This is a genomic window from Clavibacter lycopersici (genome assembly GCF_003576405.1).
GTDB lineage: Bacteria > Actinomycetota > Actinomycetes > Actinomycetales > Microbacteriaceae > Clavibacter > Clavibacter lycopersici.
In genome coordinates, this window is the sequence record NZ_QWGT01000007.1 from 1 (window position 1) to 12,979 (window position 12,979).

The 12,979-nt window shown below is 72.6% G+C and carries 9 protein-coding genes and 1 pseudogene; 3 read left to right on the top strand and 7 right to left on the bottom strand.

From position 1 onward, the window contains the following. Positions 1 to 258, top strand: a pseudogene (locus tag DZG00_RS01145) (septation protein SepH); the annotation flags it as partial. A gap of 60 nt (positions 259 to 318) precedes the next feature. On the opposite strand, the gene DZG00_RS01150 reads toward DZG00_RS01145, so the two are convergent. Further along, complete coding sequence (locus DZG00_RS01150; protein ID WP_119382699.1) at positions 319 to 1,458, bottom strand: alkaline phosphatase family protein; 1,140 nt, start codon at positions 1,456 to 1,458, stop codon at positions 319 to 321. Positions 1,459 to 1,543: 85 nt separating this feature from the next. On the opposite strand from DZG00_RS01150, the gene DZG00_RS01155 reads away from it, so the two are divergent. Then, positions 1,544 to 4,090, top strand: coding sequence for a DNA gyrase/topoisomerase IV subunit A (locus DZG00_RS01155; RefSeq protein WP_119455319.1), 2,547 nt, complete (start codon positions 1,544 to 1,546; stop codon positions 4,088 to 4,090). Between the two features lie 79 nt (positions 4,091 to 4,169). Here DZG00_RS01155 and DZG00_RS01160 read toward each other — a convergent pair whose 3' ends face one another. Continuing rightward, positions 4,170 to 6,248, bottom strand: a complete 2,079-nt coding sequence (locus DZG00_RS01160) for a DNA gyrase/topoisomerase IV subunit B (protein WP_119382567.1) — start codon at positions 6,246 to 6,248, stop codon at positions 4,170 to 4,172. Positions 6,249 to 6,462: 214 nt separating this feature from the next. On the opposite strand from DZG00_RS01160, the gene DZG00_RS01165 reads away from it, so the two are divergent. Continuing rightward, a complete protein-coding gene (locus DZG00_RS01165; protein WP_012038337.1) occupies positions 6,463 to 6,690 on the top strand; it encodes a DUF7455 domain-containing protein in 228 nt (75 codons plus the stop codon). Between the two features lie 99 nt (positions 6,691 to 6,789). Here the strand turns inward: DZG00_RS01165 and DZG00_RS01170 are convergent, their stop codons facing one another. The 5 genes from DZG00_RS01170 to DZG00_RS01190 form a co-directional block, all read right to left on the bottom strand. Further along, positions 6,790 to 7,524: a type 1 glutamine amidotransferase gene (locus DZG00_RS01170; protein WP_119382568.1), complete on the bottom strand. Its 735-nt coding sequence runs from the start codon at positions 7,522 to 7,524 to the stop codon at positions 6,790 to 6,792. Continuing rightward, on the bottom strand, positions 7,521 to 8,801 hold the full coding sequence (locus DZG00_RS01175) for a Mur ligase family protein (RefSeq protein ID WP_119455320.1): 1,281 nt from the start codon (positions 8,799 to 8,801) through the stop codon (positions 7,521 to 7,523). Before DZG00_RS01175 ends, DZG00_RS01170 begins: the two co-directional genes overlap by 4 nt. Positions 8,802 to 8,804: 3 nt before the next feature. Continuing rightward, complete coding sequence (locus DZG00_RS01180) at positions 8,805 to 10,277, bottom strand: RNA polymerase sigma factor (protein WP_119381100.1); 1,473 nt, start codon at positions 10,275 to 10,277, stop codon at positions 8,805 to 8,807. A 249-nt stretch (positions 10,278 to 10,526) separates the two neighbouring features. Continuing rightward, a complete protein-coding gene (locus DZG00_RS01185; RefSeq protein ID WP_119381101.1) occupies positions 10,527 to 11,849 on the bottom strand; it encodes an MFS transporter in 1,323 nt (440 codons plus the stop codon). Positions 11,850 to 11,924: 75 nt separating this feature from the next. Beyond that, the gene (locus tag DZG00_RS01190; protein ID WP_086513467.1) at positions 11,925 to 12,845 is read right to left on the bottom strand and encodes a proteasome assembly chaperone family protein; all 921 of its coding nucleotides are present in this window, start codon (positions 12,843 to 12,845) and stop codon (positions 11,925 to 11,927) included. Positions 12,846 to 12,979: the final 134 nt, after the last annotated feature.

A 12,979-nucleotide genomic window follows, 5' to 3' on the forward strand; every position in this document is an offset into this window, starting at 1 on the left:
GACGAGCCGCTGTCCCGCCCGCGCGGCGGCCAGCGCTCCGTGCCGCCGCTGCGGTCCGCGGTGATCCCCGGCATCGGCCGCGTGGACACCGGCCGCGACCGGCCCCGCGACGAGACCGAGGACGAGGGCCTGCGAACGCCCGGCTCCGGCGAGGGCCGCGGCTCCGGGAAGCCGTCCGGCCGACGGGGGCGCACGGCGATGCCGAGCTGGGACGAGATCGTGTTCGGGGCGCGCAGCGACGACGACCACCTGGCCTGACCCGGCGGAGGAGACGGCCGGATCGCCCCCGGGGCGGTCCGGCCGTCGTCGTCTCGGGCCTCAGCCGCGCGCGAACGCGCCGGCGCGGATGAGGGGCACCAGGCGCTCCTCGTCCGAGAAGGACCCGTGCTGGCCGATCATGCGGCGCGCGCCCTGGTCCCGCGGGCGTCCGTCGTAGTAGGCGATGAGCGAGCGCGTGGCCACGACGACGTCGCCGATGCGCTCCGCGACGCCGTCGCGGACCGGCCCGTACCAGTCCGCGGCGATGGCCTCGGCGCGCGTCGCGACGTGGGCGCGCGTCCCCTCCGATGCGCGCCAGGCGTCGGCGAGGGCGTCGGCGTCCGCGCCGGGCTCGAGGTGCAGGTGCAGGCAGCGCGGCTCCCCCGCGACGTGCCGGACGCCGGCCACCAGCTCCGGCACCCGGTCGAACAGCACCTGGGATCCGGCGGGGACGTCGACGATGCCGTGGTCGGCGGTGATCAGCGCGCCCTCGCGGGCACCGAGGCGGTCGATGAAGGGCCCCGCCGCCGCATCGAGCTCCTCGAGCCCGCGGAGCCAGCGATCCGACTCCCAGCCGTGCGAGTGCGCGGTCTGGTCGAGCTCGGGGACGTAGAGGTAGACGAGCGCGCGCGGTTCCCGGTCCATGAGCGCCCGGGTGGTGGCGAAGCGCTCGGCGATCGACTCGGCCGCGACGTGGGTCGCCCCGCGCAGCGCCGCGCGGGAGAACCCGGATCCGGCGTAGCGGGCGGAGCCGACCACGAACGCGGGGACGCCCGCGGCGACGGCCCGCTCGAAGACGGTCGGCACCGGCTGCCACTCCTCCGGCGCGCTGCGGGCGTCCCACCCGGAGAGCAGCTTGAGGACGCGGTCGTGCGCGGGATCCAGCGCGCTGTAGCCGACGAGGCCGTGCTCGCCGGCGCGCACGCCGGTGGTGAGCGAGGTGATGCTCGCGGCGGTCGTGGTGGGGAAGCCCACGTCCACGACGTCCTTCTTCCGCCAGCCCTGGACGAGATGGCGGGCGTGGCCGGCGCGGGCGCGGAGGGCGGCGGAGCCGAGCCCGTCGACGAGGACGACGACCGCGCGGTCGACCGGCGGGAGGTCGGCCTCCGACCCCACCCCCGCGAGGGCGGCGAGGCAGCCGGGCATCACCGCGGTGAGGCTCATCCGGCCGGATCCGGGCGCCGGTAGCATGGGGGCCATCCGGCCCAGTCTGCCACAGCAGCCCGGCGCGCATCCGCGTCACGACGCCGATGAGACCGAGCGCCGACACCGACCCAGAGAGTCCATGAGTCCCTCCAGCACGAACACCACGCCCGACGAGCCCGCCGAGCGGATCGAGGACGTCGACGTCTCCACGGAGATGGAGAACTCGTTCCTCGAGTACGCCTACTCGGTCATCTACTCCCGCGCCCTGCCGGACGCGCGCGACGGGCTCAAGCCCGTGCAGCGCCGGATCCTCTACCAGATGAGCGAGATGGGCCTGCGTCCCGACCGCGGGCACGTGAAGAGCGCCCGCGTCACGGGCGAGGTGATGGGCAAGCTCCACCCGCACGGCGACACGGCCATCTACGACGCGATGGTGCGCATGGCGCAGCCGTTCACGCTGCGGGTGCCGCTCATCGACGGGCACGGCAACTTCGGGTCGCTCGACGACGGGCCGGCGGCGCCCCGTTACACGGAGGCCCGGCTCGCGGCGTCCGCGCTCGCGATGGTCGAGGGGCTCGACGAGGACGTCGTGGACTTCGTCCCGAACTACGACAACGCGTTCATGCAGCCGGCCGTCCTGCCGGCGGCGTTCCCGAACCTGCTGGTCAACGGCGCCAGCGGGATCGCGGTCGGCATGGCGACGAACATGGTGCCGCACAACCTCATCGAGGTCGTGGGCGCCGCGCGTCACCTCATCGACCACCCCGACGCGACGCTCGACGACCTCATGGCGTTCGTCCCCGGGCCCGACCTGCCCACGGGCGGCACGATCATCGGGCTGTCGGGCGTGAAGGACGCGTACCTCACCGGCCGCGGCAGCTTCAAGACCCGCGCGCGCGTCTCCGTCGAGAGCCTCACGCCGCGCAAGTCGGGCCTCGTCGTCACCGAGCTGCCGTACCTCGTGGGCCCCGAGAAGGTCATCGAGAAGATCAAGGACGGCGTCCAGAACAAGAAGCTGTCGGGGATCACGAACGTCACCGACCTCACCGACCGCACGCACGGGCTGCGGCTCGTGATCGAGATCAAGACGGGCTTCAACCCCGAGGCGGTGCTCGAGCAGCTGTACCGCTACACGCCGCTGGAGGACGGCTTCAGCATCAACAACGTCGCGCTCGTCGACGGCAGCCCGCAGACGCTGGGGCTGAAGGAGCTGCTGCAGGTCTACGTGGCGCACCGCCTCGACGTCGTCACCCGTCGCACGCGGTACCGCCTCGCGCGCCGGCAGGAGCGCCTGCATCTCGTGCTCGGCCTCCTCATCGCGATCCTCGACATCGACGAGGTGATCCAGGTCATCCGCGGGAGCGACGACACCGAGCAGGCGCGCGCCCGTCTCATGGACGTGTTCGACCTGTCGACGCTGCAGGCCGAGTACATCCTGGAGCTCCGCCTCCGCCGGCTCACGCGGTTCAGCCGCATCGAGCTCGAGGAGGAGCGCGACCGGCTGCAGGCCGAGATCGCCGAGCTCGAGGCGATCCTCGCGGATCCGCGACGGCTGCGCGCCCTCGTCTCGACCGAGCTGCAGGAGGTCGCCGACCGCTTCGGCACGCCGCGCCGCACGCTGCTCACCGAGGCGGCGCCGAGCGTCGCCGGGGCGTCGAGCCGTCGATCCGCACCCGTCCTCGAGATCGCCGACGTCCCGTGCCGGGTGCTGCTGTCGACGACCGGGCGGGCGGTGCGGGTCGACCTGCCGGCCGACGCACCGGGCACCCCGCTGCAGACGGTCCGCCGCAGCTCCCACGACGCCGTCCTCACGGCGATCGAGACCACGAGCCGCACCCGCATCGGCGCCGTCACGAACACCGGCCGCCTGATCACGATGACGCCCGTCGACCTGCCGGTCGTGCCGGTCGCCAGCGTGCAGCTGGGGGCCGGCGTCCGGATCCGCGACTACCTCGGCCTCACGGACAGGAAGGAGCGCGTCGTCGCGCTGGTGGCGCTCGGCACCGAGGAGGCGATCGCGCTGGGCACGCGCCAGGGCGTCGTGAAGCGCGTCGCGCCGTCCGCCCTGCCCGCGAAGCCCGAGTACGAGGTCATCGCGCTCAAGAAGGGCGATGAGGTCGTCGGGGCGCGGCAGGGTGCGGAGACGGACGAGCTCGTCTTCGTCACCAGCGAGGCCCAGCTCCTGCACTTCCCCGCGGTGTCCGTGCGGCCGCAGGGCATCCAGGCGGGCGGCGTCGCCGGCGTCAACCTCGCCGCCGGCGCGCGCGTGCTGTTCTTCTCCTCCGTCGCGCCCGAGGGCGCGGAGGTCGTCACCGTCTCGGCGTCGTCCGCCACCATCGCGGGCGTGGATCCGGGACGCGCCAAGGTCTCGGCGTTCGGCGACTTCCCGCGCAAGGGCCGCGCCACGGGCGGCGTCCGGGCGCACGCCTACCTCAAGGGCGAGGACCATCTCGCGCTCGCGTGGGTGGGTCCCGGCCCGGCCCTCGCGGTGGGACCCGCGGGCGAGGTCCGCCAGCTGCCGCCCACGGGCATGAAGCGCGACGGGTCCGGCATCCCCCTCGAGAAGGCGATCGGCAGCGTCGGCCAGGCGGTCACGCCCGCCGAGGCGCCGGACGCCGCGTCCGGCGCGGCCGCGGGCCTCGTCGAGCCGTCCGCCGAGGACGGCTCCGCTCCGCTGGAGACGTAGGCGAGCGAGGCACGGATGCGGACGGCCGCGGGCCACCAGGGTCCGCGGCCGTCCGCGCATGCCGGGAGCACCCCGCGGATCACACGTCGATGCGGTCCCGCACGGATCCGGCGCCGTCGATGATGAACTCCTTGCGGGGCGCGACGTCGTTGCCCATGAGCAGCTCGAACATGCGCGCGGCGGCCTCCGCGTCGTCGACGCGGACACGGCGGAGCGTGCGGTTCCGCCGGTCCATCGTCGTCGTCGCCAGCTGGTCGGCGTCCATCTCGCCCAGGCCCTTGTAGCGCTGGATCGGGTCCTGGTAGCGCTTGCCCTGCCGCTTCGCCTGCGCGAGCACGGCCGTGAGCTCCCGCTCGGAGTACGTGTAGGTCACGTCGTTGGGCTTCGAGCCCGGGTTCATGACCACCACGCGGTGCAGCGGCGGCACGGCGGCGAAGACCCGGCCCTCGTCGATCATGGGCCGCATGTAGCGGAAGAACAGCGTGAGCAGCAGCGTGCGGATGTGGGCGCCGTCGACGTCGGCGTCGCTCATGATGATGATCTTCCCGTAGCGAGCCGCCGACAGGTCGAAGGTGCGGCCGGATCCCGCGCCCAGCACCTGGATGATCGAGGCGCACTCGGTGTTCGAGAGCATGTCGGGCAGCGACGCCTTCTGCACGTTGAGGATCTTGCCGCGGATCGGCAGCAGCGCCTGGTACTCGCTGTCGCGCGCGAGCTTCGCGGTGCCGAGCGCGGAGTCGCCCTCGACGATGAAGAGCTCGCTGTTCGCGACGTCGTTCGACCGGCAGTCGACGAGCTTGGCGGGAAGGGACGAGCTCTCCAGGGCGTTCTTCCGCCGCTGCGTCTCCTTGTGTGTGCGCGCGGAGATGCGCGACTTCATCTCCCCGACGACCTTCTCCAGCAGCACCGCGGTCTGCGCCTTGTCCTCGCGGCGGGTCGACGCGAAGCGCTCGGCCATCGCCTTCTGCACGACCTGCGAGACGATCGCCCGCACGGCGGGGGTGCCGAGCACCTCCTTGGTCTGGCCCTCGAACTGCGGCTCCGGGAAGCGCACGGTCAGCACGGCCGTGAGGCCGGCGAGCACGTCGTCCTTCTCCAGCTTGTCGGTGCCCACCTTCAGCTTCCGGGCGTTGGCCTCGACCTGCGCGCGCACGAACTTGAGCAGGCCCGCCTCGAAGCCCGCCTGGTGCGTGCCGCCCTTGGGCGTCGCGATGATGTTGACGAACGACTTGAAGCGCGTGTCGTAGCCCGTGCCCCAGCGGAGCGCGATGTCGACGGCGCACTCGCGCGTGAGCTCGGTCGGCACCATGGCGCCGCCGTCGGTGAGCACGGGGACGGTCTCCGTGAAGGTGCCGGATCCCTCGAGCCGCCACGTGTCCGTGAGCGGCGCGTCGACGGCCAGGTGGTCGACGAACTCGGCGATGCCGCCGTCGAAGCGGAAGGACTCGCGCACGGGCTGCTCGCCGCGGAGGTCCTCGATGTCGATGCTGAGGCCGGGGACGAGGAACGCCGTCTGGCGGGCGCGGCCGAGGAGCTCCTCGGTGAGGAAGGACGCGCCGCGGGTGAAGATCTGCCGGTCGGCCCAGTAGCGGATCCGCGTGCCGGTGACGCCCTTGCGCACCTTGCCGACGACCCGCAGCTCGCTCCCGGACGTGAAGGGGCGGAACGGCGCGTCGGGGCTGGCCTCGCCCTGGTCCTCGAAGATGCCCGGCTCGCCCCGCCGGAACGACATGGCGTACGTCTTGCCGCCGCGGTCGACCTCGACGTCGAGGCGCTCCGAGAGGGCGTTCACCACGGACGCGCCCACGCCGTGCAGGCCGCCCGATGAGGCGTAGGAGCCGGATCCGAACTTGCCGCCGGCGTGCAGCTTGGTGAAGACCACCTCGACGCCGGAGAGGCCGGTCTTGGGCTCGATGTCGACCGGGACCCCGCGGGCGGTGTCGCGCACCTCGACGCTGCCGTCGGGGTGGAGCCTGACGTCGATGCGGTCGCCGTGCCCGCCGAGCGCCTCGTCGACGCTGTTGTCGATGATCTCCCACAGGCAGTGCATGAGGCCGCGCGAGTCGGTGGATCCGATGTACATGCCGGGCCGCTTGCGCACCGCCTCGAGGCCCTCGAGGACGGAGAGGTGACGGGCGGAATAATCGGATGCTGCCACGTGCTGTCCTCCATGTACGTCCGGCAATCGCCGGACGCGAGCCGGTATCGATCTTAACCGCCGCCCGCCGCCTCCCCCTCCGAACCGCCGTCCTCCGCCCCGCGCCCTACGCGCAGAGCGAAACAGGCGTCCGCGGTCGGGTCGACTGCCGGGAGCACGTGGTCTACTTGATCCATTCGGCTCGACCCAGACCCGACCCGGAGGGGAGCATCACATGACACCGACCGCGACCGAGCGTCCCGTGGACGAGCTCGACAACCACCAGCTCACCGCCAACGACCGCTGCGACAGCTGCGGCGCCCAGGCCTACATCCGCGTCGAGGTGAACAGCAGCGAGCTCCTCTTCTGCGCCCACCACGGCAAGAAGTACCAGGAGAAGCTGTCGGCCATCGCCACCAGCTGGCACGACGAGTCGAGCCGCCTGCTCGACGAGCGCGCGTAGGACGATCGCACCGGCTCCGACCGGCGCAGCGCGAAGGGCGCATCCCCGCTCAGGGGATGCGCCCTTCGTCATGTCCGGACGCTCGGCGTCCGCGACGCGTCAGTAGTGCGCGGGACGGGCCATGACGGTCGCGCGTGCCTCGCGCGCCCACCCGTCGAGCCGGTCGAGCGTGCCCGAGATGTCGGCGGGCAGCTCGCGGCCGTGCCGGGCCAGCGCCGCCGAGAGGAGCTCGTCCGCGAGCCGCGGGTTGAGCGCGAGGACGGGTCCGCCGAGGTGGGTGCCGATCGACGCGCCGACGCGCACGCCCTCTCCCCCGCCCTGGCCGCCGTTCCCGAAGCCGGCGCGCACGGTGCCGAGGGGCGCGTTCTCCCCGATGTCGAGGGTGGATCCGTGGTTCTCGTAGCCCACGACGTCGCCTTCCGGAGTGTCGAGCACGAGGTCGCCCACGCGTCGCTCGGATGTGAGGGTCGTGCGCACCGGCAGCACGCCCGCGCCGACGAGCTCGCCGCCGTCGGCGAGGCGCACGGACTCGCCCAGGAGCTGCAGGCCCCCGCCCACCGCGAGCAGCGGGACGCCGGCCTCCTGGAGGGCGACGAGGTGCGGGGCGTGCGAGACGAGGTCGGGCAGCACGGCGCGCTGCGCGGTCAGCGGACCGGATCCCGCGATCACCAGGTCGGCGTCGCCCGGGTGGCCGCCGCCCGGCGCGTGGCGGACCACCTCGGTGCGGATCCCGCGGATGCGGGCGCGCTCGACAAGCACGGTCACGTTGCCGCGGTCGCCGTTGATGCCGAGCTCCTCGGGGTAGAGGTGCAGGATGCGCAGGGCGTCGCTCACGCGGGTCCTCCCTCGAGGTCCGTGTACCCGAGGATGCGGCGGATCGCCATCATCTGCTCGTAGTTGACGATCATGGTCTTGACGCCGCGGGACGGCTTCTCCATGGCGAGGAACGCCTGGACGGCGCGCCGCAGGTCGGGCTCGACGCGGCCGACCTCGAGTCCCTCGTAGCCGAACCGGACCGCCAGCTGGTAGCCCTTGGTGCCGGAGACGACGTCGGCGTGCGTGAGCGCGGAGAGGTCGGTGTCGTAGATCCACGACGGGTCGGGCGTGCCGTCGTCCACGGCGAGGAGCACCTGCTCGGGCGGGTCGCCGAGCGCGTCGAGGTTCATCTGCAGGCTCGCCGGGTTCTTCATCATGATGATCTCGATGTCCTCGTCGCCTGCGCGCAGCATCTCGCCGCGGCCGTAGACCGCGGCCACGGAGCCGAGGCCCTCGGCGGCCAGAGCCGGATCGAAGCGGTCGCCGAGCACGCGCCGCGCCGTGGCGATCGCACCCGCTGCGTCGACGGCGTAGTGCAGGCCGCGCGACGGGAGCGTCACGGGGAGGTCGCCGGACGCCAGGCGGAAGACCGCCTCCCGACCCGAGAGCGCCACGGCCTCGACGCCGGCGTCGACGCGCACGGGGTCCGGATCCTCGGATCCGAAGCGCGGGGCGGACGCCAGGCCGTGCTTGCTGTCCCCCAGCAGCTCCTCGGACACGCCGAACCAGTCCACGGCAGCCCGGCCTGACCCCGCAGCGTGCGCGGCGATGGCGTTGACGTGGGCGTCGTCCCGGTTGGCGACCACGGCCTCGGTCGCCGTCGCGGCGATCCGTTCGAGCATGCCGACCACGCGGTCGGGCTCGTGGAACCGGTTGAGCTGGTCGATCTGGATGTTGAGCAGCAGCACGGTGCGCGGCGTCAGCAGCGCGGAGAGAGCGACGCCGTACGCCTCGTCGATCTCGAGCACGGCGACGTCGGCGTCCAGGCGCCCGGATGCGTCGGCGTCCGCGAGCACGGCCGACGCGATCCCCTGGGGCAGGTTCCCGCCCGACGGGTTGGTGAAGACCCGCAGACCGTGGGCACGGAGCACCGCGGTGAGCATGTGGGTGGTCGTCGACTTGCCGTTGGAGCCGGTGACGGCGACCACGCCGTGCGGCAGGTCGGCGATGGTCCGCTCCAGGAAGCGGGGCTCGAGGCGGAGGGCGACGACGCCGGGCACGGCGGAGCCGCCGCCGCGGAGACGGGCGGCCCAGCGGGCGGCCCGTCCTGCGGCGACGGCGAGGCGCAGGGGCACGGCCTACTCGAGGTAGTCGCGCAGCGACTGCGAGCGCGACGGGTGACGGAGCTTGGCCATGGTCTTCGACTCGATCTGGCGGATCCGCTCGCGCGTGACCCCGAACGTGTCGCCGATCTGGTCGAGGGTCTTCGGCATGCCGTCGCCGAGGCCGAAGCGCATGCGGATCACGCCCGCCTCGCGCTCGGAGAGCGAGTCGAGGAGCGACTCCAGCTGCTTCTGCAGCATCGTGAAGCCCACGGCATCCGCGGGGACCACGGCCTCGGTGTCCTCGATGAGGTCGCCGAACTCGCTGTCGCCGTCCTCGCCGAGGGGCGTGTGCAGGGAGATGGGCTCGCGGCCGTACTTCTGGACCTCGATGACCTTCTCGGGCGTCATGTCCAGCTCGCGCGACAGCTCCTCGGGCGTGGGCTCGCGGCCCAGGTCCTGCAGCATCTGGCGCTGCACGCGGGCGAGCTTGTTGATGACCTCGACCATGTGCACCGGGATGCGGATGGTGCGCGCCTGGTCGGCCATGGCGCGCGTGATCGCCTGGCGGATCCACCACGTCGCGTAGGTCGAGAACTTGAAGCCCTTGGTGTAGTCGAACTTCTCGACCGCGCGGATGAGGCCGAGGTTGCCCTCCTGGATGAGATCCAGGAACTGCATCCCGCGACCCGTGTAGCGCTTGGCGAGGCTGACCACGAGGCGGAGGTTCGCGCCCAGCAGGTGGCTCTTGGCGCGCTGGCCGTCGCGCGCCACCCAGCGCAGCTCGCGCTCCAGCTCGCGCGAGATGCCGGGGGTGTTCGCCAGCTTGTCCTCGGCGAAGAGGCCCGCCTCGATGCGCATGGCGAGCTCGACCTCCTCCGCGGCGTTGAGCAGCGCGACCTTGCCGATCTGCTTGAGGTAGTCCTTGACGGGGTCGGCCGTGGCGCCTGTGATGGTCGTCGAGTAGACGGGGACGTCCTCGTCCTCGTCCTTGTTCGACAGCACCATGGCGCCCGTGGGGAGCGGCTCGAGCACGACCGGCGGCTTGACCGCGCCGTCCTCGGTGACCTCGTCGTCCGTGTCGTCCTCGGCGACGGGGACGACGGCCTCCTCGGCGTCGTCGTCGGACGCCTCTCCGGGGCCCGCGGCCGTCGTCTTCTTGGCGGCGGTCTTGCGCGGCGCCTTGGCGGGCGCGGCATCGCCCGCGGCGGCAGCGGCCTTCTTGGCGGCGGCTGCCTTGGCGCGTGCGGTGGGTGCCTTGGCGGGAGCCTCGGGAGCGTCGGCGGCGAGGGGCTCGTCGCTCTCCGCTGCCGCGGCCTTGGCGGCGGCGGCCTTCGTGGGCGCCTTGGCGGCCGGCGCCGTCTTCGTCGTGGGCGCCTTGGCGGCAGCCGTCTTGCGCGCAGGGGCGCGCTTGGCGGGTGCCTTCGCCTCACCCGTCGCGGCGTCGTCGGCCGTGCCGGTCGCGGCGGCCGCGTCCAGGGTGGCGGACGGGGTGGAGGGGGTGGCCATGCGAACACCTTTCGTCCCCACGACGACCGGTCGCGCGCTCCGCGGTGACGCTGCGGGGAGACCTGCCGGAGGTGGGTCGGGGTTGTTTTCGGACATTGCTAGGACCCATGTCAAGTCCGCTGCTCACGCATCACCGAGGTGATGCCACCACCGAGGTGGTGCGAGATGCAGGACATGAACGGGTCCGTACCTGATTATTGCACGGATGGGCGCGGGGGCGAGCCAATGTCGCCCGTGTGCGGGCCGGCGTCACGCGCGGCGTCGGCGTCGCCTGTCGAGGTAGGCAACCCACAGGGGCCCCACCCGTATTCCCTCGTCGGCGAGCAGGCGCCGGGTGCGCCGCCTGGTCCGCACGAGCATCAGCGCGCCGAAGCCCACCACGAGGTACTGCACGGCGAAGGCGACGCGGAACGAGTCGAACGCGTAGAGGTCGCTCGGTGCACCGCCCGCGACCCGGATCCCGTCCTGCACGTCGAGCGCGATCCCGATGAGCAGCATCATCGTGAAGCTCGCGGTGAACCCGGCGACGTTGACGATCCCGGAGGCAGCGCCGAGGCTCCGGGGCGGGTTGAACGTCCGCGCGAAGTCGAGACCGACCTGCGACCCGGGTCCGCCGATGCCGATCGCGACGACCACCAGCAGCACGACGGCGAGCGGCGGCACGCCCGGCCACAGGAGCAGGAGCGCCCAGGCCGCGCCCATCATCGCGACGACGCCGAGGACGAGGTTGGAGCGTCGGAACGGGAAGCGCCCGGTGAGGATGCCGATCACCGGGCCCACGACCATGCCGGACGCCACGATCACGATGAGGAGGCCCGATGCCAGCGCCGGGCTGTAACCCAGGCCGTCCACGAGGAACGGGAAGCCCCAGAGGAGGCTGAACACGACGCCGGACGACTGCGTGACGAAGTGCGACCAGAAGCCGAGCTGCGTGCCGGGCCGACGCAGGCTCCGACCGAGCTCGCGCATCGAGTCCCCCCAGGGCACGCGCGGCGGCGGCACGTCGCCCGTCGGCCGGTCGCGCACGGCGACGAGGACCGCGACCACGGCGACGACCGCCACGGACGCCGAGCCGAGGAAGGCGGGCGTCCACCCCGCCGTGTGCAGCACGATCGAGAGCGGGATCGCCGACAGCACCTGCCCGAGCTGACCCACGTTCGCGAACCACTGGGACAGCACCGGAACGCGCGGACCCGAGAACCAGGAGTTGATGAGGCGCAGGCCGGAGACGAACGTCATCGCGTCCCCCGCCCCGACGAGCATGCGTCCGAGGATCGCGACCTCGAGCGAGGTGGAGAGAGCGAGCGTGACCTGCCCGGCCACCATCAGGAGCGCCCCGGCCGCGAGCAGCGCACGTGGGCCGATCCGGTCGATCAGCACGCCGACCGGGATCTGCAGCGCCGCGTACACGACCAGCTGCGTGACGGCGAGCGTCGACAGCAGCGACGCGGAGGCGTGGAACCTCTCGCCGGCCTCCACGGACGCGATGCCGAGCGAGCCGCGCTGCAGCACGGAGGAGAGGTACGCAACCATGGCGACGCCGAGGACGATGCGGGCGCGGCGGGTGCTCATCGAGACGAGGATACCGACGCCGCGGACCGCGGGACGCCGGTGCCCGCCGACCGGGCTCGGCTCAGGGCCGGAGCGTCAGGCCGCGTCGCCGTCGCCGGGGCGGCGCCGTGCGAGGAACTTCTCGAGCTCGGCGGCGATCTCGTCCGCCGTCGGAAGCGCGCCGTCCTCGTCGGTGAGCGGCGACTTGAGGGGCGTGTCCTCCATGTAGCTGTCGTAGCGCTCCTCGAGCGTCGTGACGAGGCGCGCCAGCTCCTGGTTGCCCGCGACCTGCTCGTCGATGCGGCCCACGAAGTCGCGGCCCTCCTCGCGGAGGCGGTCGGTCGGGAAGATGAGCCCCGTGGCGGCGCTGATGCTCTCGAGCGCGGCGACCGCGGCGAGGGGGAACTCGGTGTCCGCGAGGTAGTGCGGGACGAGGAGGACGAAGCCCGCGACGGGGTGGCCCGCGTCGTGCAGGCGGTGCTCCACGAGGTGGAGCGCGTTCGCCGGGACCTGCGTGTGCGGCTTCCACACGCTGAGCGCGTCGATGAGCTCGGTGCGGTTGCCGCTCACCGTCACGTTGATGTCGCGCGTGTGCGGCACCGGCATCGGGATGCTGTGCACCCACGTGGTGGTGGAGACCCGGTAGCGGTCGACGATGCCGAGGACAGCAGCGGTGAACGCCTCCCAGCGGAAGTCGGGCTCGAACCCGGTGAGGAGGAGGAACGGCTGCCCGATCTCGTCGTGCGCGAGGTAGAGGGCCAGCCGCGCCGGACGGTAGTCGGCGAGGTGGTCCTGGTCGAAGTAGATGGTGGGACGCCGAGCCCGGTAGTCGAGCAGGGTGTCGGTGTCGAAGCGCAGCACGTCGCGGTGGCTCAGGGTGCTCAGCAGGTACTCGCTGACCTGGGAGACGCCGGATCCCGCGTCCGAGAAACCGGTGAGCCCGGCGACCAGGGGCAGGCCGGTTGGGACCTCGCCGATGTCGGTGTCGATCTCGTACAGTCCGTCCGCGTCTGCCATGCATCCACTCTAAGCCGCGCCCCCGACGGCCCCTCCCGGACAAGGTCCCGCCCGTGCCGCCCAGAGCGAACACGGCCGCCACGGCCATCCCGTCCGGCGCCCGCCTCGGTCAGGTACGCGCGCCCCGTGCTCCG

Bases quoted from the DNA above. Each gene is read 5' to 3' on its own strand.
- DZG00_RS01185 (WP_119381101.1), bottom strand. From the start codon at position 11,849: ATGAGCACCCGCCGCGCCCGCATCGTCCTCGGCGTCGCCATGGTTGCG.
- DZG00_RS01150 (WP_119382699.1), bottom strand. From the start codon at position 1,458: ATGGCCCCCATGCTACCGGCGCCCGGATCCGGCCGGATGAGCCTCACC.
- DZG00_RS01155 (WP_119455319.1), top strand. From the start codon at position 1,544: ATGAGTCCCTCCAGCACGAACACCACGCCCGACGAGCCCGCCGAGCGG.
- DZG00_RS01165 (WP_012038337.1), top strand. From the start codon at position 6,463: ATGACACCGACCGCGACCGAGCGTCCCGTGGACGAGCTCGACAACCAC.
- DZG00_RS01190 (WP_086513467.1), bottom strand. From the start codon at position 12,845: ATGGCAGACGCGGACGGACTGTACGAGATCGACACCGACATCGGCGAG.
- DZG00_RS01180 (WP_119381100.1), bottom strand. From the start codon at position 10,277: ATGGCCACCCCCTCCACCCCGTCCGCCACCCTGGACGCGGCCGCCGCG.